We start from the raw sequence: 21,063 nt of genomic DNA on the forward strand, positions 1-21,063 counted from the left end.
CGAAGAATGAGAAGTATAAAATCAACCCATTTAAATGATGGTCAGGCAAACATTGGCAAGTAACTTTACTCCATGATGTTTGCCTGTTTTTTTTCAAGTAAACAAAAGTATAAACAAGTGCTAATAGTGTAAGTAATGGCAGAAATTATAGACTTAAGTCAAGAGATATTCGACGGGATGCCAGTATACAAAAGCCTGCCTCAGGTAAGAATGAGTGTACATAACACCCACGAAGCCTGGGAAGGCATAGAAAACCCCACTACCCAAACTCCTGCGGTGTATAAAATGGAAATGGGCGAGCACACAGGCACCCACGTAGATGCGTTTAATCATATGGCACCCCAACACAAAGGACGATCTATAGACACCATGCCCTTGTCTATGTTTTATACCGAAGGAATATGCCTTGATTTTTCGCACAAAGGCTTGAAAGAATTGATTACCAGCCAAGAAATACAACAAGCAGCCGAACAAGCCAGGCTGGAGGTTAAAAAAGGTGATACGGTATTGCTTTGCACCGACCACTACCGCAAACACTTCGGGACTGATAACTGGGGCAATGGCCCTGGCATTACGGCAGAGGCTGCCCGATGGCTGGGTAACCAAGGCATTGCTGCTTTTGGGGTAGAAACGATGTCGCCAGGTGTGCCCAAAGTTTCAAACAAAGAAGTACACCACATTTGTGGGGAGCTGGGTTTTACCCATTACGAAAATATGATCAATTTGTACTTGCTGCCAGGGCGGGGACGCTTTAGGTTCATTGGTTTGCCTCTCAAAATTCGTGGAGGTACCGGTTCTCCGGTAAGGGCAGTGGCCATTTTTGACAATTAATTTTAACCTATTCAAGTGGCGACTAACTAAAAATGCAAGATGTTTCAAGTTGATGATAATACCCGCCTGGGTTGCTTTATTGGAGGGCTCATAGGCGACGCTGCTGGGGCTATATACGAAAACCGCCCTCCTCAACCAGGTCAACAGTTGTCTTTGACTGCGCAGCCTTGGCAAACCACTGATGATACTCAGCTTACCCTTGCTTCGCTAGAGGCCATAGTGAAGTACAAAGGTGTATATCCTGAAAAAATAGCGGCCAACTTTTTGGCTTGGTACCAACAAAAACGCCTGACTGGGTTGGGTGCTGCTACCTTGCAGGCTTTACGAGGACTACAGGTAGGCGGACACTGGGCGTTGGTAGGGCGCAGTGGCGAGTTTGCGGCAGGCAATGGGGCTGCCATGCGCATGGCTCCCCTGGCTTTTGTACCTGGTATGATCCAAAACCGCCTCCTTATAAAAGACGTGTGTAACATTACCCACAAAAACGATGAAGCATATACAGGGGCTTTGGCTATTGTCTTGGCTTTGCACTTTATTGCTTCTGGGCAATGGCACACTCCCCACGACTTGTACCAATACTTGCTCCCTCAATTGCCCGACACTAAGGTGCGTGATGCGCTCCAAGTGGCACACCAATTCAACCATCTCGACATTGAACTCTTTGCCCGTCAATTTGGCAACTCGGGCTATGTAGCAGAAACAGTTCCTTTGGCCATTTTTGCGGCAAGCAAAGTAAAGAAGTTGGGTTTTGAGGCAATGCTCACTGCCATTATACGGGCAGGTGGCGACACTGACACCATTGGCTCTATAGCCGGACAGTTGGCAGGTACTTACCTTGGGTTGGCGGGTTTGCCCCCACACCTATTAACCCAAGCCCGCCAATTGTCCGAGTTTGTTGCTTTTGAACAGTTGGCGGGGGGTAATGCCAAGTCTGGTTGAAAACCCATACAAACTTACTTGTAGTGGTCTTAAGGCTTTTGGCAAGACCAAGTTCTTCGCTATCGTTACCTGCTCTCTTGGTCAGCTGCGCTTAAGACCAAGAGGAGAGGATAAGCTTGATGATGGCTTTTAGATGTAGACATACAAAGAAGTTAACCCAAGCCCGCCAATTGCCTGAGTTTGTTGCTTTTGAACAGTTGGCGGTAGGGGAGAGTGATTAGAGCAAAAACAAAAATATCAACGGGAAAATAATACCTGCAATGGCAAGCAAATAACCCCTTTTGCGAAAGCTCTTTTTGCCACGGGTAATAAACATCCCGGTAATGGCAATGGTGAGCATAGCAATGCCAAAAATATCGGAATACCACACCCAGTTTTTGTTCAAGGTTTGGTGCAGTTTGGTCATTTCGGCAAGCACTACCTTTTTCTTAAACATATTCAATTGCCCTTTGCCTGTTTGCAGGTCTATTTTTGCCCGCCCCTTCTCATACCTTATTTCTAATTCTTTTTGCTTATCGCGAATGCGAAAACGCTCGTACTGGTCTGCCATTTTGTATTGCACCGAAATCTGTTTTACCAGTTTTTCGTCAATGTCTTGGGGGTTGGCAGGCAAACTCACCTGCATGGGTATTTCCTGATAAGTATAGCGGTAGGGGCTCCACTGATTGCGGTGGTTGAGGGCAATGCCCGAAATAGAAAATGAGATAATTAGCCCCACATAAAAATACCCCAGGTCGCGGTGTAAGCCTCTAAAAGTAATGCCTTTTTTCTTTTGTGTACTCATTGCTTGTATTTATTCTAAATAATGCCGCGCAATAAAGTAGAATTTCAGAGGTTTTTCAAGGAACAGGGTGGTTTTTAAAGCCATGCTTGTTACACCGCAGGGTAGTTCCATTGGGCAACATACACTTTATACATTCTTAAGGCATCATAAAAACGTTGATGGTCTTTGGCTGACAAGTTATACGCAAAGCTTTTTTCGTTGCGGTTGGTTTTCACGTTGAGGGTGTATTTGTCGTAAAAAGGGTTGAAACCTAAAGAAACCTGATCAATCTCTTTTAGGTAAAAGCGGTGATGCTCTACAGTTTCGGGACTTACTGATCGAATGATCAGTTCATGTGCACGAAGTTCAAGTAGGTTACTCTCTCTAGCAAAATTGGACAGAAATAATAAAGCCATTGATAAACCTGAAAGTATTAGCCATTTAAAAATGAAACTGACAATAAAAACTATCAGTATAAGCGTCCAAAGGCTCCTACATTTTGCAAGAAATCGAATAAACAGACTTCTTTTTTCATAAAATCGACTGGTAGTTTGGTGGTGTGCCAACACTGCTTTGCCTGTATGGGTGGTAGGTGGAGTTCCATCTGTTTGTGTGCCTACCTTGAGGGAGAGTTTAGACCAGTTGTACTGCTGTTGTTGTGCATCAATCAAGTACTTCTCGTAGTCTTGCCAAAACGAATCTTCTCCTTCAGGCGAAAACTCATGCCATAACTTATGGGCTTTTTCTTCTAAATTAAGATCACTTATCATAGTCATAGAAACGCACGCCTCACCAAGGAGGTTTCTTACATCAAGGCTACAGCTGGCTCAAAATTAGTTCATCCTCTATATTGGTATCATCGGCAAGTAAAAAAGCTTTGCTCAAAATCAGGCTCAGGATAGAGTCGCCCTCAAAGGGCAAAAATATTTTACTACCTTTGGCTTCAGCCGCCCTATTAGGTACAATACACAAGTACTGGTCGTTGGGCTTCATCAAAATATTAGCACTTCCGATGTTTATTTTATAAGTACGCAACTTCCCTTGTACCACCAAAAAATTGCCTTCAAACGAACAACAGTCGGCTATTTTCAAGCGTGGAATCACCCGTTCCAGTATCTCGCGGCGGTTTTGCGCCGATACTGTTTCCGACTTGTCGCCATACGAATACTCAAACCAATAGTCTTTATAATCTTCGGTACCATCCCAGTTGGGGTCGCTGCCAATGCTACACACCGCAATAAACAGGTCTATGTCGCGCATCGTTTCCGAAAAAACCAATTTGGGGACTTCATCTACTGCATACTCCAGGTCGGTAGTAGGGTTGGTAAACAAAGTACGCTGCGTAGTGGCATACTCGTAACTATCGCCTCCAAAAGACACATCCAGGGTTACTTCAAGGTCATAAGCAGGCAATTGTATCGTGGGCGAATCCAACATATACCCATACGCTCCTTTGTATTGCCAGTCGCGTTGTTGGGTAAGCGCCCAAAGTTTGTTTTGTTGTAAAATATGCGCTGAGAAACGGTTGGAATACACGCTGGTAATTCGTTCGGCTTCGGTGACTAAATACACCTCACGAAAAGCCTGTTTGAAGGGTTGCTTAAGTTCCTGGTCAAACATATAGTCGCGCCAGGCAAGCACTTCTTCCAGCGGGGCATTCACCGGATGCCATAGGCTTACTTCGGCATTATGGGGCACTTTTACTGGTTTATTTTCTACGTCTACCAATGCTCCATCTTTGCCTATAGCACTTTGGCGGTCACCCTCTGGTGTGTCAAACTGCCAAATGGTTTTGTGCACTATATAAGTTCCCAAAGGGTGCGCCCATAAATACTCCAGCCAATGGTCATAGTCCCATACCCGTTGGTGTCGCCAAGCGTTCTCCAGGCGGTGGCGTTGACTTTGCAAAGTTTTCTTGATGTCTTTAGCCGTTTCTTTAAAAGCTTTTAACTCCAGTTCATACGTTCGCTTTACTTCTGCAGGTACGCTTTTTTGTACCTTACCATCAGGTTTTACCCATTCTATCAGGGTTTTGTGGGCACTTTCCAGGTAGAGCTGGGCGGTATAATCGCCAAAAGCCTGTTCAAGGGTGCCATCCTTTATTCCAAACTCTGGCATCAACTGATCCAGTACGTCGTCTTCGGTCACTTTTATTTCAGCGCTCAACTGCTGTATACCTTTGTTCAATGCTTTGACAAATACCGGGTATTGGCTCTTATTTTTGAGCATAATGAGTTCCTGCATGGCCTCTTTGGTATTGATGGCCACTAGCGCGTTGATGCCTGCATTGCCTACCGATGCTGAGGCAGCTCCTTTGCCTCTTACTTTGGTATAAGCCCGGCTCACTACTTTGCCTATGGCAGCATATACTTTAGGGTTGGGTACCAAAGACCCCGCCCACAACAAGCCTTTGAGCATTTTTGATTTTAAACCACTAAACCACGATTTATCATTATTTACTTCCAGTACAATCATCTCCATGATTGTACCAAAGCGTTCATTATCAATGGCTTCTACAAAAGGGTTGATACTGTTTAGCCAGGTTTTGGTAGGTTTAGAGGTGCCCGCAAAATTGGTGAAATATCTAAATAGCTCATTCCAGGCTTTTTTCTCTTCTTCGGTGCCTAGTGCAGCTTCGTCAGCAGTAAAGTTCATTGAGTTGGGGTTAATGGTATAGTTAAACATGGGTCAAGCAATGCAGTAACAATCAAAGCATTGCTTAGGAATGGTGTAAAAATAAATTTCTATAGCTTAATAAAATATTTTGTTGCTAGACGAGGCACGGCAATATCCAGTGGATGTTGAGCGAGCTTGCGGGATGGTCGGCTAATAGCATCGCTATTCGGCTATTTTTTAACAAAGTATAGCCTCAAAAGATGAGGTTAAGAATGTAAATTTATTTTGGTACCATTCCTTAGCCTCCCACCAACTGAGTCATTTTCAAAAAACTTGCTACAGTATCTTGGCTAAACAATACTTCTTGCTCAAGGCTTTCTGCCTGGCTGTTGTCTATCAACACTATCAATTGATTGGTTTTGAAAGCTTCCCAAGCCCGGTAGGTTTCTTTTTCGGGGTCGGCCAATTCACGCTTAAAAGCATAAGTTTGCGAAGCATTTTTGTTAAGCACAGCCTCCACCTCGTGTTGGGTACCTTCTGCTTTGCTTTCAACTTCTATAGCTGCATTGTGCGTTGCCACCGAATGAGCCACCTTATATTGAATAAGCTCGGCAATGGTCATTTGTTCTTTGTCTACCTCTAAGGCAATTTTGTTCAATATTTTGCCTACAAAAGTTTCTTCCTGTACAGTGATTTTCATGGGACGTCTGCTATTTTTATTGAGCAATTTATCATTTTTTTGGCACAAGCGCAAACGGTTGCTCATGGGGGCATAATATTACATACCAAGCATTTGTTCTATTCTTCAACAAGAAAAACGGCTTTTTTGTTTTTCCAACCAATTGACCATCAATGCATTAAAAAAACACCCTTTTTTATTACAAAAAAATAAGAAAAAAGGGGGATAGATTTACTCCATAAGATGTACTTAGGGCAAAAGTTGCTTATAAACATTACATGATAACAAGGTATAGAAAATTATGACAATGATTCAAAACCAACCCTCAGGCAATTCTACCTCTTTTGTAGGAAAAATAAACGAATTGGAAAAGCTACTTTTCACCAATCCATCTACTCCCAGCGGAGACGCTCAAGTGGTTTCTTTTCAGAAAAAAAAAGCCATCAAAAAAATTAAAACTGTTTTTCGTCAATTAGACCAAGACATTGCCACCACTACAAGACAGTTGAATGGCTAAAAACATATATAATAGTTCGGGCAGTTACTTTTAACTGCAAAAAAACCTTTGCTCTTTGGGCAAAGGTTTTTTTATTTATATTAGAGCTTGTTTAATCAATAGTCCACAGCACCCACAGGGGCAAGCTTTAAGCGACAAGTCGCAAGTCCTTAGATACCGATATACATCGGTATCTAAGCTCGACTTTAGCCATTTATGATATTAGCTAAATTACTTCAGATGCCTCTAAATAATAATACGAACATTTTCTTACAGTCGTCTTTTTTACACGACTGTAAGAAATTAAATACAAAGGTATTGGTAATAAAACGCCTCAAGTATTAACGATGGTTGCGTCAGCTGGACTCAGCCTTATTTTGTTGGCGTTAAGAAATTTATGTAATGAAGCCGTTAAAACAGATCACCGACCGAGGTTACGAGGGAGTGTTTGAGCTGTTTCGGCGTAATGAAACAAATTTTAGCAACAACAAAATACAGCTGCGGGGTTTTTGGTTACTTTTTGACCTGGAGCAAAAAGTAACGGCTCTCAGATAATCGGGTCATTGATTTTAATTTAGGCGATTGCGGAGTAATTTTAAATGGCTAAAGTCGAGCTAAGGACTTATAGCTAATTACTTGCTGCTACTTATCAGTAAATACTTTCACTTAAAATCACTGCGGAGTATTGGTTTAATAGTTCGTAGTTAAAAAAGCGTAATCAAAAACGAATGAAAATACTTCCAATCACCTTGTTTTGCCTGTTGGTAAACTTTATGGCTATAGCCCAAAGCAATTTTATGATCAATCAGGGGCATACCGACGACCTGACTGCAGCCGATGTGTCAACAAATGGCGAGTGGCTTGTAACAGCGTCTAAAGACCAAACTGTAAAGCTTTGGAATTACCCTCAAAAAAAACTTCATCGAGTGTTTGCCCTATTTGGTGTTACACTGATCAAATCGATAGCCATCAGTCCAAAAGGCCAATACATTGCGGCAAGCTTTGGCAATAATCAAGTGAAGGTATGGGAACGAAAAACTGGCAAACTGCTATTCAAACTCAACCATAAATCATCTGTCATAAATCATATTGACTTTAGTGCCGATGGACAAACACTTGCCGGAGGTTTGTCTACGGGTGGCATAGTAAGGTGGCACCTGCAAAACGGGCAACAGCAACCCTTGCTAAGGGGGCACTTAAGGGGGGTAATCAAGCTTTTGTATAACAAAGATGGAAGCAAGCTCATAAGTGTAGACGACCAAGGTAGTATTTTTATCTGGAACCTGCGCCTCAACAAAGTAGAGCAAAAGCTCAATGTAGGCAAAGAAGCCATTTCTAATATTGCCTTAAGCGCCAACGGCAACACCTTGGTAGCCTTGCGCAGCAAGTGGATAGCCAAACAAGGCATTGATATATGGAACCTCAAAACCGGACGCCTGGTGGCAAGCCAACCTTTGGGTAGGCAAACCTTTACGAATGCCCTGGCGGTTGATCCAAAAAATAATACCATTGCCATAGCCAACGACAGGGGTAAAATATTACTTTGGCAGCTTCAGAATAACCAAATCACTCAAGGCAATACTTATGATATAAAATACGCCGCCACAGTATTGCTGTATGTACCCCGTCAATCTGCCCTGGTGGTGGGCATGCGGTGGGGTTTGCTCAATATCATCGACTCAAATAATGGCAAATCGTTGTTCAAACGAGGAACGAGCCGCAGCAAGATGAAGCAGGTGGCTTTTGCCAAGGGCAAAGTATTGATCAATCGGGAGGGGCAACCTGCTTTGGTATGGAACGGGAAAAAGTTTATTACCCTCGAAAAATCAACTGGTTGTACTGTATTGATGAGCCGCGACGCCAAAACCTCGGTGGGAGGGGGCTATGCACAACGTTATGTGGCTTGGGATAATATGACTGGGGCAATACAACGGAAAAACAAGGGGCGCTCTTATCGGGGACATAAAAAAATAAGTGTATCGCCCAAAGGAACTTATTATGCCCTGTCGAGAAACAGCCGCCGGATATACATATACAAAACAGCTGACATTGATGCTAAAGAACCCTTTAGGGTAATAAACAGTAAAAAGGCTGGCAAAATTTTTACTTTTAGCCCCAACGAAAAACACCTGGCATTGAGCGGAAGCAGTGCTGCGGTAGAAATATGGGACATCGAAAGCAATCAACGCCTTCAGGAACTCAAAGGGCATTATTGGGGTACTACCCAAACAGCTTACGACAAAGCAGGAAAATATTTGCTAAGTGGCGATAAGAATTCTGGAGTAGTTGTGTGGAACCTTGCCACGGGTAAGTACCTAAAAGCACTCAAAGGGCACCAGAGTGGCATTACCCACCTTTCGTTTAGCAAAAGCGACCGCTACATTCTTTCGGGCGACGAAGGGGGTGAACTGAGGTTTTGGGATGGGCGTACTTATAAATTTATCAAAACTTTTAATGGACATCAGTCGGCCATTGTAGCGGCTGACTTTACCGATGATGACACCAAGATTATAAGTGCCGACAAAAACGGGGAAGTGATTATCTGGGATGTAGAAACAGGGTTGAAGCTATTGAGTTTGTGGACGCTCAATAAGGGAAAAGACTATGTAGTGTTTACCCCTGATGGTAGGTACGACGGCACCCCACAAGGGATCAAAGAAGCCTACAGGGTAAGCAACGACTCGGTGTTTAGGTTGGAGCCCAACCATCCCAAACACGAAAAAGGATTGTTGGAAACTACGCTAAAGAGTAAGTCTTCGGAAAATGTAGTGAACACCCAAAGTTTTGCTTACTACAACATTGTATTGACAAACCCTGACGAGCCCAACGCAAAGATAGCACGCGAAACCGTTATCAATTACAACCAGGAAAGTCTGGTGCTCAAAGGACGTTTGCAAAACATTGACAACCAACAGGTAATCAAGGTAAAAGTAGACGGACGTCGGGCTACTTTTAATCGGAGCGACCTTACTTTTTCGTCACGAAGAATTTCGTTTTTAGAGTCACCCACCAAGGCGGTCCCTATAGAAGTGTTTACCAAAGACGGCAATGTTACCTCAAGGCTTTTGCGTATCTCTGCTACTTTAAATAACCTGAGCCAAAAGCCTGCCCTGGTAGTAACCCAGGGGCACCGCCTGGAGATTGTATCGATTGACTTTCACCCTAGAGGTAAATACTACGCTACGGCAAGCAAAGATCTGTCAGTAAAAATATGGGATCGCTCACTGGGGCAAGAGTTTCGCACCCTGCATGGGCACCGCGAGTTAATCACAAAAGTGGTCTTTAGCCCCAATGGTCAATACCTGGCGAGCATGGATCGCAACGAAGTGATTTTATGGAAGCACCCCACCGGGCAAATCATACGCCGAATAAAAACCCATGAAGGCAATATTTTATTTACTTCCGATAGTAAACGCTTGTTGGTTCAGGCGGTTACTCCAGCGTCGGGGTTTTCGGGCAACCTGGTAGCGGTCGATACCCGCAACGGCGAACGCGTCAAAGAGTACCATACCCTTGACTTGGGCAATGCTTCATCGCTGCACCCCAACAATAAATGGCTGTTTAGCAAAGGAAAACGCCTTCATTTGCCCACAGAAAAAGACCATGGGTATTTTGAAAACGAAGGTGCTAAAATGTATGTCTGGACGATGTCATCAGTGAGTGCTACCCACTTTACCGCTTACAATGTGCAAAAACAAGCCATCCAGATTTGGGCATTGAATGATCCCACCAAAGTGGCCACCGAGATTCCTTTTCCAATGAGCAAAGGTATTGGCAAGCTGCGCATGACGTATGATGGAAAAAAACTGGTGGTCGGTACTTTTTATTATCAACTGTTGGTATATGAGGTGCCTTCGGGCAAGTTGATCAGGGAGATTAAACTAAAAAAAGGCGTGATTTCGCAAGATTTAAAATTTAGTGTAAAAAGGTCTACCAGAGAGTTGGGCATTTTTCGCGACTTTAGCATTAGCCGCGACAACCGCTTGTTGGGGGTAAACGCGCACTTGATTACTGCCGGCCAAGAAGGCGACAACGTATCGGCTTATACTACGCTGGGGGTACGGTTTATTACCCTTAACAAGGGCAAAGAGTTAGGGGTTTTTGGGGGAGTACATGAGGGTATCCATAATTTTTCGGTCACCGCCAACGAAAAATACATCGCTTCTTCTCATTTTGGGCAGTCGCCAGGCATTCGTTTGTGGAACCTGCGCAAGGGGCAAGTAGATGGTTTTATGCCTGTAGAAGGAGTAGCGTTTAGCAACGCCCAACACGCTGTAGCTTTTGATAGAATGAACAAAACGATTAAGCTGTATACCCTGCCCCAACTCAATGAGGTATTCAGCATGGATATGAACGACCCGGTACAAAGAGTTTACCTCAGCCCCGACAGCAAAGTATTGGTGTATGAAACCATTCGGAAGGTGGGCACCACCAATCAATTTGAAGCATGGTTGCACCTGTTTGACCTGAGCGATTTGAAAGCCCCCAAATTGTTACGAAAAATAAAGACCAGGGCAGGCGGACAACACCTCATAGACTGGGTAAGCATCAGCCCCGATAACAAGTACCTGGTGACCAGGGGCAGTGAGCCCAAAGGCAACGAAACTATATTTGTGGTAGCCTGCCTTGAGATAGCCACTGGCCAATGGTTGATGAAATATGAAATGGACTATTTCCACGATCGGGTACTGGATTTTGTACCCAACAAACCCCAGGTGTTGTTGTCAAGGGTGATAGAGGAAAGTGGTACTTTCAAGAGCCAACTGGTAGCATTGGACTATACCACGGGCAAGGAGGTGCAAAAATTTATGACTGATTATGAAATCATTTTTTCTGCCCGCTTTAGCCCCGATGGGCAATACCTGGTAACAGGCAGTGGAGGGTATTGGTTGCCTCAGAATATTTTCTTTGATGTGGCGATATGGGACTGGAGTACCAAAAACCTGAATTGTGTAATGACTGGGCACGCCAACAACGTAACTCAGGTATGGTTTGGCGAGCAAGGAAAAAAAGTATACAGTGCCGATGACAATAGTATCATCAAAGTATGGGACATTGGTAAGTGCAAACTTGCCGGGTCGTTTTTGGGGCTCAACAAAGACGATTATATTATTTTGAACGCCGATAATTATTATAAAACCTCTAAAGGCAGCATCAAGGGCATTGGGTTTCGTTACAAGGGGCAACTCAGGGCTTTTGGGCAGTTCGACTTACGCTTTAACCGCCCCGATTTGGTGATGAGAGACTTGGGAGCGTCTAAAATTGTGCAGCGTATTTATTACAAGGCATGGAAGAAACGCCTGCGCCGCGCCGGAATGACTGAGGCAATGATGGCTGGCGACCTGAACCTGCCCGAAGTGATGATTCCGGGGAAGTTTGACTTGCCTACGGCTACTTCAGCGCCTTTTGTGAAGGTAGAAGTAAAAGCTATAGACCATCATGAACCCCTTAAAAATATTCAGGTATATGTAAACGATGTACCGTTGTACGGTAAAAGTGGCATTGCTGCCAGAGGAAAGCGTGAATTTACTCAAAAATTGAAAATAAGGCTCAACCGGGGGATGAATAAAGTAGCCGTGTCGGCAATGAATGAAAACGGATTGGAGAGCGCCAAAGAAACCTTCAATATTTTGTATCAGGCACCCCCCACCAAAGCCAAGCCTTGGCTGTATGTGTTGGCTATAGGAGTGTCTGAGTACCAAGACTCGGAGCGCAACCTGAAGTTTGCCGAAAAAGATGCCAACAACCTGATAGAGTCGCTCAGGAGTGCAGGCAATTACGACAGTGTAGTAGTAAGAAAGGTGCTCAATGCGCAAGCCACCAAAGCCAATATTATCAAGGCAAGCAAGGTGTTTGGAAAAAGCACAGTAGACGATCAAATTCTTATTTATGTGTCGTGTCACGGTTTGCTCGACGATCAAATGGACTATTACCTGGCTACCTACGATGTAGACTTTAAAAATCCGGCAAAGCAGGGGCTGCCCTACGAGGCTATAGAGCGTATGTTGGACAAGGTGCCCGCCCGTAAGCGTTTGATTATGATTGATGCTTGTCATTCGGGTGAATTGGACAAGGCAGAGGTAGAAGTAACTGCTGCCCCTGATGCTAAACTTCAAAAAAAACAAAAGGTGAGCATTGCTTTTAAGGGCGGTCGCAAGTTTATCAAACCCAAGGCTGGACTTAATAATTCGTTTGATTATATGAAGGCCTTGTTCAATGATGTATCCAACCGTTCGGGAGCCACTATTATATCTGCGGCAGCGGGTTATGAATTTGCCCTAGAGTCTAAAGAATGGAACAATGGTGTGTTTACCTATTCAGTAATGAAAGGGTTGGATTTTTCGGAAGGCAGTACCGAAAACGCCGATTTTGATAAAGATGGCAAGGTGACCGTATCGGAGCTAAAAGAGTTTGTGATCATCAAAGTGACCGAACTTACCAACGGCAAACAAGTGCCTACTACCCGCCGCGAAAACCAAAGCCTGGATGTGGTACTGTATGCACCTAAGTCTAAGGAGTAGCTTGAGTTTAAAAACAACGATTATTTAACAACTACAAAAAACAATACTCCGCAGTGATTTTAGTCTAAAAACTATTTAATTGGGTGTTTAGGCATAAAACCGAAACACTTTTAAAAATAAAGTGAGTATACAATCTTAATATAAAATACTGGTTTACAGCATTTAACAAGGTGAACATTTACTCGAATCAGCTATGGACTATCGACTAAATACTATGGACTATTGAAAAAAGTAATTACCTTGTATACCTACACCAAACTTTCGCAAAAATGAAAATATTAATCATTGGCGGCCACGGTACCCTGGGCAAGGTAGTGACTGATTATTTTGCCCAAAAACACGAGGTATTGGTCGCGGGACGTAGCAAAGGCGACCTTACTATAGACATTGCCGATAGCGCATCAATCGAAGCTGGATTTGCCAAGGCAGGCAAGCTTGATGCGGTAATATGCATTGCCGGAGAAGCTAAATGGGCGCACTTTGACGAACTGTCTGAACAGGACTACCACATAGGCATCAATAGTAAGCTCATGGGGCAAGTCAATGTTACCCGCATTGCCCAGCGTTACCTTCATCCGCAAGGCTCGGTTACGCTCACCACTGGCATACTTGCCGATGATCCTGTGCCTTTTACTACCAGTGCTGCTATGGTCAATGGAGCCATTCATAGTTTTGTAAAAGCAGTGGTACTTGATTTACAAAATGGCATCAGGGTAAATGTAGTGTCGCCAGGTTTGGTAGAAGCAGCCGCTGACAAGTACCGCGACTATTTTCCGGGGCATATCCCTGTTACTATGCAACAAATGCTCAGTGGCTATATTCGCAGCGTTGAGGGCAAAGGCAATGGTGAGGTGATCAGAATATATTAAAGAGAAGGTAGGGGTTATACAAAGCCGGGTTATCTTGTAAGCATCTAAATAATTGATGAAAATAAAAAGCTAAAGTAACAAACAAAACTCCTGGCTTTAAACTTTCGTTATGTATGCAGGTTTTCACCAGTTTAGATTTTATATTTGATTTTTAACTTTATACTTTCCCTTTAGTGATGGCATTGCGATCTGATGGTATGAATTCAAGACAAGTTTTATCAATTTAAAAATAAGGCAAAACACGAAATTTGCCTGCTTTGTTTCTCTAAGGCAGTCTACTTTTCGAGTTTCAACTAAGTATTAAGTACTAAGCATCGTCTGCCTGAAATATATTTATTATGAAGACATTTAAATTAATATTAAATAGTTGCCTGATGTTGTTTCTTTGGGCAACCATTCAGCCTTTGAGTGCCCAAACCAAACCCGAACGCTGTGGTACCATGCCTATGTATGAGCAACACCTTAAGCAGCGATGGCGTAAACAAGGGTTGCAAAGCTTTGAAAACTGGATGGCACACCAACTCAGCCAAAGAAGCACCCAGCGTACCCACTCTACTGTGTATACCATTCCGGTGATTGTACACATTGTACACGATGGCGACGAGGTGGGCTTTAATAACAATATTCCGGCCGACCAGGTGCTTTCGCAAATGATTGTGCTCAACCAGGACTTTCGCCGCACCAACCCCGATAAAACCGGTACCCCCACTGTGTTTGCCGATGTAGCCGCCGATACTGAGATTCAGTTTGAACTCGCAGTGCTTGATACCAATGATAAAAAACTCGAAGAGCCAGGCATTCATCGCTACGAAGATAAGTCGCGATCGAGTTGGTCGATGAACGACATAGAACAGATTTTAAAACCTGCCACCAGTTGGGATCCTTCCAAATACCTCAATATTTGGGTAGTGAAGTTTTCTAGCAGTGGTACACTGGGTTATGCCCAATTTCCTGAACAGTCGACGCTTACTGGTATTACTGTTGATCCCACCACCGACAAACCCGAAACCGACGGGGTAGCCATCAATACCCGTTTTTTTGGTTCTAACCATACCAGTGCAGGCTCTTCTTTTGATCTTGCCAATACTTTTGACCGGGGGCGTACTGTGACCCATGAGGTAGGGCACTGGTTGGGACTTCGGCATATTTGGGGAGACGGTGATTGTTCAGCAGATGATTTTTGTGCCGATACACCCAATGCGGGCAAAAATAACGATGGTTTAAACGATTGTTCTGAGGTGATAAACTCTTGTACTGATGACAGTTTTGACGATATGTATCAAAACTATATGGATTATACGGGCGACAAGTGCATGAACTTGTTTACCAAAGACCAAAAAGCGCGTATGCGTACTGTACTCGAAAACTCACCCCGACGCAAAGAGGTAGCTCAAAATGCCCGCTTTGTATTGAGCACTGATCAGTCTCAAGTATTGGCAAACAGTAGCCAGTTGTTTCCTAATCCGGCCAACAGCAATACTCAGCTGAGACTGCAAAACACCCTTACAGGCGAGGTAGACATTATAATAACCGACTTGAGTGGCAAGGTGTTGCAAAAGGCAGTGAGCCAAAAAAATGGACAAAACTGGAGTTATCAAATTGCTTCGCAAGTGCTTCCCAAAGGAGTATACATTGTAACACTCAGAATGAAAGATGGTAGTTTTAGCAAGCGTTTGGTAAAACAGTAAATATTCAATAATAGGCAACTGTTTTCTGATGTTTGCCAAATATTGGGCAAGGGCTCAAAGGTGTTTTTCACTTTTGAGCCCTTGTATGTTGCAGCAATAGGGTAACAGTCCACAGTGTTTAGTCGATAGTCAATAGTTGCCATTACGTAAACACAAGTAAGTGCAATGTGTTGATTTGAATAGTTTGAGTCAGGCCAAACCAAAAAATGTGGGAGTATTGTTAAAAAAATAAACCAGAAAAAACTACATTGAATAACAACCAACTAAAAATAAAGTAAATGGAAGAAATACCACGCATTATAGGAGCTTATGGTAATATAGATGCCGATACATTGATGATTTGTACGGCTGGCATTCACGGGAACGAACCTTTGGGGATAGAAGCTTTACGCAAGGTGTTTCATATACTAGAGCGCGACCAGCCCAATTTTAAGGGGCGTTTTGTGGGCATTGCCGGAAACAAGCGGGCGCTTGCGGCAAATCAGCGGTACCTAAGCGAAGACCTGAACCGTATCTGGACGCCTGATAAGCTGGAAAATGCAACAAACAATCGTTGTCAAACCCCCGATTGTGAAGAACTCAAGGAAATATGTCAGGTGTTTGACCAAATAGATTTTACGCAGTATCACCAAAAAATTTACCTTGATTTGCATACTACATCGGGCGAAAACGGGACTTTTATTGTGACTACCCAACTGGCTCAATCACATTACCTGACCCAACGCCTGGAGGCACCTGTGATTATAGGGCTGGAAGAGAAGCTTAAGGGCACCTCTTTGCGTTATATGCACGACCAGGGCTTTACTTCTTTTGCCTTTGAAGGAGGGCAACACCAAAACCAACAATCAATAGATAACCTGGTGTGGTCTATTTGGTATACCTTTTTGGGGGCGGGTTGCATTGCCGAAGATATCATTCCTGAGGAGGTAGCGCAATATACCCACCTGCAAGAGTTTACCGAAAATCTACCCAACCTGATGGAGCTGGAGTATTTACATTCTATCAAGCCCGAAGATCAATTTAAAATGTTGCCGGGGTTCAAAAACTTTTCTAAGGTAACCAAAGGGCAGCTGCTCGCCCACGACTGCCAGGGGGAGGTAAAATCGCCGGATGACGGTTACTTGCTAATGCCGCTTTATCAGCCAGTGGGCAGCGATGGCTTTTTTTTGGTAAAGGGTGCCCAGGCTGTAGTTGGTAACTGAGTGTAGGTGAATATAACTTAGACTAATTTTGCCAATACGCGTATTTTTAAGCGTAATACCGACTTTATGAAGTGTCACTGAGGTGTTTGACAAAACTCCTGGTGACATTTTTTTTTCGTCAGTGTCATATAAAAACTCTTAGCGAACGATCAACAACTCTTGTCTTCTTTTGCCCGTATGTTGTATTATTTTTATGATAATAAATTTGTAAATAAAATGAGTACATACACAGGTAATAGTACTTTATTTGGTAAATGCCCATAAAACTGAAAATAGTTATTTGCGGCATATATTGAGCACGTTATTTATTAAGCTAATATTAAGAATAAAAGATGAAAAAAATACCAGTTTTATTGATTGCCTTATTTGTATGCATAGGCATTACTTCGTGTAAAAAAGATGCTGATGATGCTACCCCTACTACTACCAATACAGGTGGGTCTGACACAACAAGTACTGGGACAGAACTACCTGAGGCATTTAAGTTATTTATAAATGACACAGAAGCCAAAGTAGATGGTGACTTTGTAGTGATTACTGCCAAGGGAGTGCCCGACCACAAGAGTCCTTATTGGGCTAGAAACAACGCTTTGTACGAGGCATACAATGGCTCTAATGTAAACTTTAAGCAAAACCCTAATGTAATTGCCGAACAAAACTTTACGTTTAGAATTCCATTGAACCCAGCCGAAGCAACTAACAAGGCTGCAACCCCTTTTGGAGCCATAGGAGTAACAGTGAACGGAGTAGCTATATTTAACCAATATGCGGCTCCTGGCGATGACTTATCGGCGGAGATTAATACATTTGATCAACACAATGGACATCCTACGAGTACTGGTATGTACCATTACCATATAGAACCTACCTATTTGACTACCAACAACAAAGAAGGCTTAGTAGGCTTTTTGTTGGATGGTTTTCCGGTGTATGGACCACAAGAAAATGGGAAAACTATAGTAAACAGTGATCTGGATATCTACCATGGGCATACAGCGGCTACCAAAGAGTACCCCAATGGCATATACCATTACCACATTACCGACAACGACCCTTACATCAATGGTCAAGGCTTTTTTGGTACTGCGGGAACCGTTACTCAATAAAACAAAGGCAACCCATGTCAAAAGTATATATAGCGTGTATCATAGTAATGATAGGGAGTTGCCAAGTGCGCAACTCCGTTACTATTCCTGACGTAAGTGTTGCTGCTACCCATAAGGCATTGAAGCGACAAGGAGGCAAGTGGTTTTATCAAAACAAGCCTTTTTCGGGAACTTTGGTAGAGCACTACACTACGGGCAAGGTAAAAAGCAAAAGTACTTATTACCAGGGCGAAAAACATGGGGTTTATAAAGGATGGTATGCAGGAGGGCAACGTTGGTTTGAACGAACATACATACAAGGTCGAAAACACGGCAAACAGCAAATATGGTGGCAAAACGGACAGCTTAAACTGACCGCCAATATCTACAATGATATGTATGAAGGAAGCGTAAAGCAGTGGTATTTTAATGGCAGGCTTTACCGCGATTTTAACTATAAAAAAGGAAAAGAGGAAGGACACCAGCGGATGTGGAAAACAGATGGACGCATCAGGGCAAATTATGTAGTGAAAGACGGTCGCCAGTATGGGCTTACCGGAGTAAAAAATTGTAAATCGGTCGCCAGTAAATAGCTTAAGTAATGGTTGAAAAATAAGGTATCCATTTCCAAAGGCTAAAAATAACGAAGTATCAGTAGTAAAGGTCATTTCCTAAATCGAAAGATTATTTTTTGTCCATTACTAAATACAATACTCCGCAGTGATTTTAGTCAAAGTTGGTGATCAGTTATTGATGAATTTAAAAACTATTTAATTGCGTGTGTAGGCATCGCCCCAACGCCCTTTTAAATAAAAATAAAGTGAGTTACTGGTTTACAGTATTTAACAAGGTGAACATTTACTCGAATCAGCTATGGACTATCGACTAAATACTATGGACTATTGAAACAGATGAAACAAAAATATGCACACTATTAAAACATTCTTTGGGCTTACTTTGATAGTAGCCTGGTTGGTTTGCCTACACGGGTGCCAACCCCAGCAAAGTAAAAATACAGATGAAAAACCATTGCCTTTTTACAACAAGAGCGATTTTACGCCTGAGTGGATTAAAAAGGAAGAGCCAAAATACCAGAAAATTCACACCATCGCCCCCTTTCGTTTTACCAATCAGGACAGTGAATCGGTAACCAACGAAACCCTCAAGGGCAAAATTTATGTAGCCAACTTCTTTTTTACTACTTGTGGCAGCGTATGCCCTCGAATGACTGAAAACCTGCGCATGATACAAGAGGCGTTTGATGCCAGCGATGATGTAAGGCTGGTGTCGCATACGGTAATGCCTTGGGTAGATTCTTTGCCACGTTTACGCAGGTTTGTAAAGCGTAAAAAAATAGATACTAAGATGTGGCACCTGGTAACAGGTAAAAAAGAGGAGATTTATACGCTGGCGCGCCAATCTTACTTTGCCGAAGAAAAGCCAGGGTTTGCCAAAGACGCAGACGAGTTTTTGCACACCGAGCACGTGATATTGGTAGATAAAAAAGGGAGAATAAGGGGGGTATACAACGGAATGGTACAATTAGAAGTAAAACGTTTGGTACAGGATATTAAAACTTTGCGGAATGTAGGGTAGCTTTTGCCCCGAAAGATTTTTTTAACACGTTTTTCTGTCGTTTGGTTATTTCAGTAGCTAAACTATGATGATGTGGAGGTTGCCTTTATTGGGGCAACCTTTTTTGTTGAATACTTCTGGTGAAGCCGAGGCAGGGCAAACACTTTGCTGTATGTAATTAGTTTATTATAAGCAGCTTAAGTATACTTGTAGCCTATAGCCTCAACAAGGTTCTAGGGACTAGGTATACCCTGTTCCCTAAGTAACTACACTTTTTCTATCATGTTGATTTTTAGCAACTTACAAAAAGCGTAGTCAATAGCCTCGACAGGGGGCAAGTCCTTAGATACTGATGCATATCAGTGCTTCAAACGACAAGTCGCAAGTCCTTAGTAACTCCGTTGAGCTCACGATATGCACAGGTATTCAAGACTTGCTGCTGCTTACACCACAACAAAACACCTGTAACTGTGTGCTTAGTATCAAATATTTTTTAAATTTGGATAGCATCGGTTTGAGAGGATGTTTAAAAGTGATAACCTTGGCTTAAGAACAGGGTTTGTCGCGCTGGTTTGAGTAATTTTAATTTTAGTCAAAAAAGACTGCGCTTCAAATTTAATTTTGAGTCATACAAAAACTCATTATAAAACATACTCTGATGGTGAAAACCACAAGCAATTTTTTTTCAGCAAACTTTAATGTATAATGAAGAAAGCAACCTTATTCTTATTTCTATGCCTGTTGATGACGACGCAGGGAGTGTATGCCCAACAATGTGCCCGATTGGACAGCCTTCGCCGTATCATAAGATTATCAAAAGACATCAAGGTGCATATAGATGCCCTTAATATGCTATCGGCAGAATATGCCAAAGAAAGCCCCGATGGAGCTGCCCTGGTGTTTGCCCGCAAAGCCCTCAACCTTGCCAAAAAATACAAACACGAAAAAGGAAGAGCCGATGCGTTGGTCAATATTGGACTGATTGACTACAAAGAACTGACCGAGTATAAAAAAGCCATCAAGCATTTTAAAGAAGCACTGACCATTTATACCAAGTTGGGCGACAAAAGCAAGGTTGCCGAAACCCAGGAGGTTATTGGTAAGTTTTATTTTGACTTGTTTTATTTGCGGAGCGATCAGGGTAACTACCGAAACGCTCTGGAGTATTACCAAAAAGCATTGGCTTTGCGCAAAGAACTGGGACACAAAAAGCAGATGGCAAAAATATATGAGGTAATCAGTGAGCTATACGGGCACCTCAACGAAAGCCAAAAAGCTATAGACGCCCTGATAGAGGCCGAAAAACTACTGGAAGATTTGGGCGAAAGCAAAACCAATAGCACCCGCCTTATTTCTAAATACAAAGCCAAGTATGAACAAATTCAGGCATTGGAAAAACGCAACCAGTATTACCTGATTGGAGGCATTGCGTTGCTGGCAGTGCTGGCTTTGGTGTTGTTATTTACGGCGATGCGTCGCAAGAAAGTGGCACAGCAAATGAAACAGCAAAAAGATACGGTGGTGCAGCAAAAGAAGGAATTGGAAGAGCAGGCAAGCACCATTGCCAAGCAAAAAAGTATTGTAGAAAACGCCAAAGAAGAAATAGAATCGTTTAGTTTGGTGCCCTCTTATGTGTTTGATGAAATAAGAGAGCAAGGGTATTATGAGCCACGCCAATACGACAAAGTATCGGTGTTGTTTGCCGACCTCGAAGATTTTACCAATGTGTCGCAGGGAATGGGGTCTGATAAATTGGTAGAAGAACTGAACGTTACTTTCAATAAGTTTGATGAAATATC

At 42.9% G+C, this 21,063-nt stretch carries 16 protein-coding genes; 12 read left to right on the plus strand and 4 right to left on the minus strand.

Going from position 1 to position 21,063, the window contains the following annotated elements:
• Nucleotides 1–135 precede the first annotated feature (135 nt).
• Together M23134_RS01290 and M23134_RS01295 are read left to right on the plus strand one after the other, a co-directional pair.
• A complete protein-coding gene (locus tag M23134_RS01290; protein ID WP_002693059.1) occupies nt 136–831 on the plus strand; it encodes a cyclase family protein in 696 nt (231 codons plus the stop codon).
• Nucleotides 832–870: 39 nt separating this feature from the next.
• Nucleotides 871–1,770: an ADP-ribosylglycohydrolase family protein gene (locus tag M23134_RS01295; RefSeq protein ID WP_002693061.1), complete on the plus strand. Its 900-nt coding sequence runs from the start codon at nt 871–873 to the stop codon at nt 1,768–1,770.
• A 217-nt stretch (nt 1,771–1,987) separates the two neighbouring features.
• Here M23134_RS01295 and M23134_RS01300 read toward each other — a convergent pair whose 3' ends face one another.
• The 4 genes from M23134_RS01300 to M23134_RS01315 form a co-directional block, all read right to left on the minus strand.
• Nucleotides 1,988–2,554, minus strand: a complete 567-nt coding sequence (locus M23134_RS01300; protein ID WP_002693063.1) for a PepSY-associated TM helix domain-containing protein — start codon at nt 2,552–2,554, stop codon at nt 1,988–1,990.
• An 89-nt stretch (nt 2,555–2,643) separates the two neighbouring features.
• Nucleotides 2,644–3,303 carry a hypothetical protein gene (locus tag M23134_RS01305; RefSeq protein WP_002693065.1) on the minus strand — a complete coding sequence of 220 codons (660 nt, stop codon included), beginning with the start codon at nt 3,301–3,303 and terminating at the stop codon, nt 2,644–2,646.
• Nucleotides 3,304–3,349: 46 nt separating this feature from the next.
• Nucleotides 3,350–5,188 carry a DUF4132 domain-containing protein gene (locus M23134_RS01310; protein WP_157558283.1) on the minus strand — a complete coding sequence of 613 codons (1,839 nt, stop codon included), beginning with the start codon at nt 5,186–5,188 and terminating at the stop codon, nt 3,350–3,352.
• Between the two features lie 259 nt (nt 5,189–5,447).
• The gene (locus tag M23134_RS01315; RefSeq protein WP_157558284.1) at nt 5,448–5,849 is read right to left on the minus strand and encodes a hypothetical protein; all 402 of its coding nucleotides are present in this window, start codon (nt 5,847–5,849) and stop codon (nt 5,448–5,450) included.
• 280 nt (nt 5,850–6,129) lie between these two features.
• On the opposite strand from M23134_RS01315, the gene M23134_RS01320 reads away from it, so the two are divergent.
• From M23134_RS01320 to M23134_RS01360, 10 genes are all read left to right on the plus strand, one after another.
• Nucleotides 6,130–6,345, plus strand: a complete 216-nt coding sequence (locus M23134_RS01320; protein WP_002693072.1) for a hypothetical protein — start codon at nt 6,130–6,132, stop codon at nt 6,343–6,345.
• Nucleotides 6,346–6,726: 381 nt separating this feature from the next.
• On the plus strand, nt 6,727–6,879 hold the full coding sequence (locus tag M23134_RS40845; RefSeq protein ID WP_002693074.1) for a hypothetical protein: 153 nt from the start codon (nt 6,727–6,729) through the stop codon (nt 6,877–6,879).
• Nucleotides 6,880–7,052: 173 nt separating this feature from the next.
• Entirely contained in the window at nt 7,053–12,845 is a 5,793-nt protein-coding gene (locus M23134_RS01325; protein ID WP_002693076.1) for a WD40 domain-containing protein, read from the plus strand.
• Between the two features lie 269 nt (nt 12,846–13,114).
• Nucleotides 13,115–13,714, plus strand: coding sequence for a short chain dehydrogenase (locus M23134_RS01330; protein ID WP_002693078.1), 600 nt, complete (start codon nt 13,115–13,117; stop codon nt 13,712–13,714).
• Between the two features lie 338 nt (nt 13,715–14,052).
• Nucleotides 14,053–15,402, plus strand: a complete 1,350-nt coding sequence (locus M23134_RS01335; protein ID WP_082226498.1) for a M43 family zinc metalloprotease — start codon at nt 14,053–14,055, stop codon at nt 15,400–15,402.
• A 278-nt stretch (nt 15,403–15,680) separates the two neighbouring features.
• The gene (locus M23134_RS01340; RefSeq protein WP_002693084.1) at nt 15,681–16,604 is read left to right on the plus strand and encodes a M14 family metallopeptidase; all 924 of its coding nucleotides are present in this window, start codon (nt 15,681–15,683) and stop codon (nt 16,602–16,604) included.
• A 332-nt stretch (nt 16,605–16,936) separates the two neighbouring features.
• Nucleotides 16,937–17,710, plus strand: coding sequence for a YHYH protein (locus tag M23134_RS01345; RefSeq protein ID WP_002693085.1), 774 nt, complete (start codon nt 16,937–16,939; stop codon nt 17,708–17,710).
• A 14-nt stretch (nt 17,711–17,724) separates the two neighbouring features.
• A complete protein-coding gene (locus tag M23134_RS01350; RefSeq protein WP_053337216.1) occupies nt 17,725–18,282 on the plus strand; it encodes a toxin-antitoxin system YwqK family antitoxin in 558 nt (185 codons plus the stop codon).
• A gap of 331 nt (nt 18,283–18,613) precedes the next feature.
• Nucleotides 18,614–19,285, plus strand: a complete 672-nt coding sequence (locus tag M23134_RS01355; RefSeq protein WP_002693088.1) for an SCO family protein — start codon at nt 18,614–18,616, stop codon at nt 19,283–19,285.
• 684 nt (nt 19,286–19,969) lie between these two features.
• On the plus strand, nt 19,970–21,063 hold a 1,094-nt coding region (locus tag M23134_RS01360), incomplete at its 3' end, for a tetratricopeptide repeat protein (RefSeq protein ID WP_002693091.1).

Origin of the sequence: Microscilla marina ATCC 23134 (genome assembly GCF_000169175.1) — a bacterium.
In the GTDB taxonomy this organism is placed as follows: domain Bacteria; phylum Bacteroidota; class Bacteroidia; order Cytophagales; family Microscillaceae; genus Microscilla; species Microscilla marina.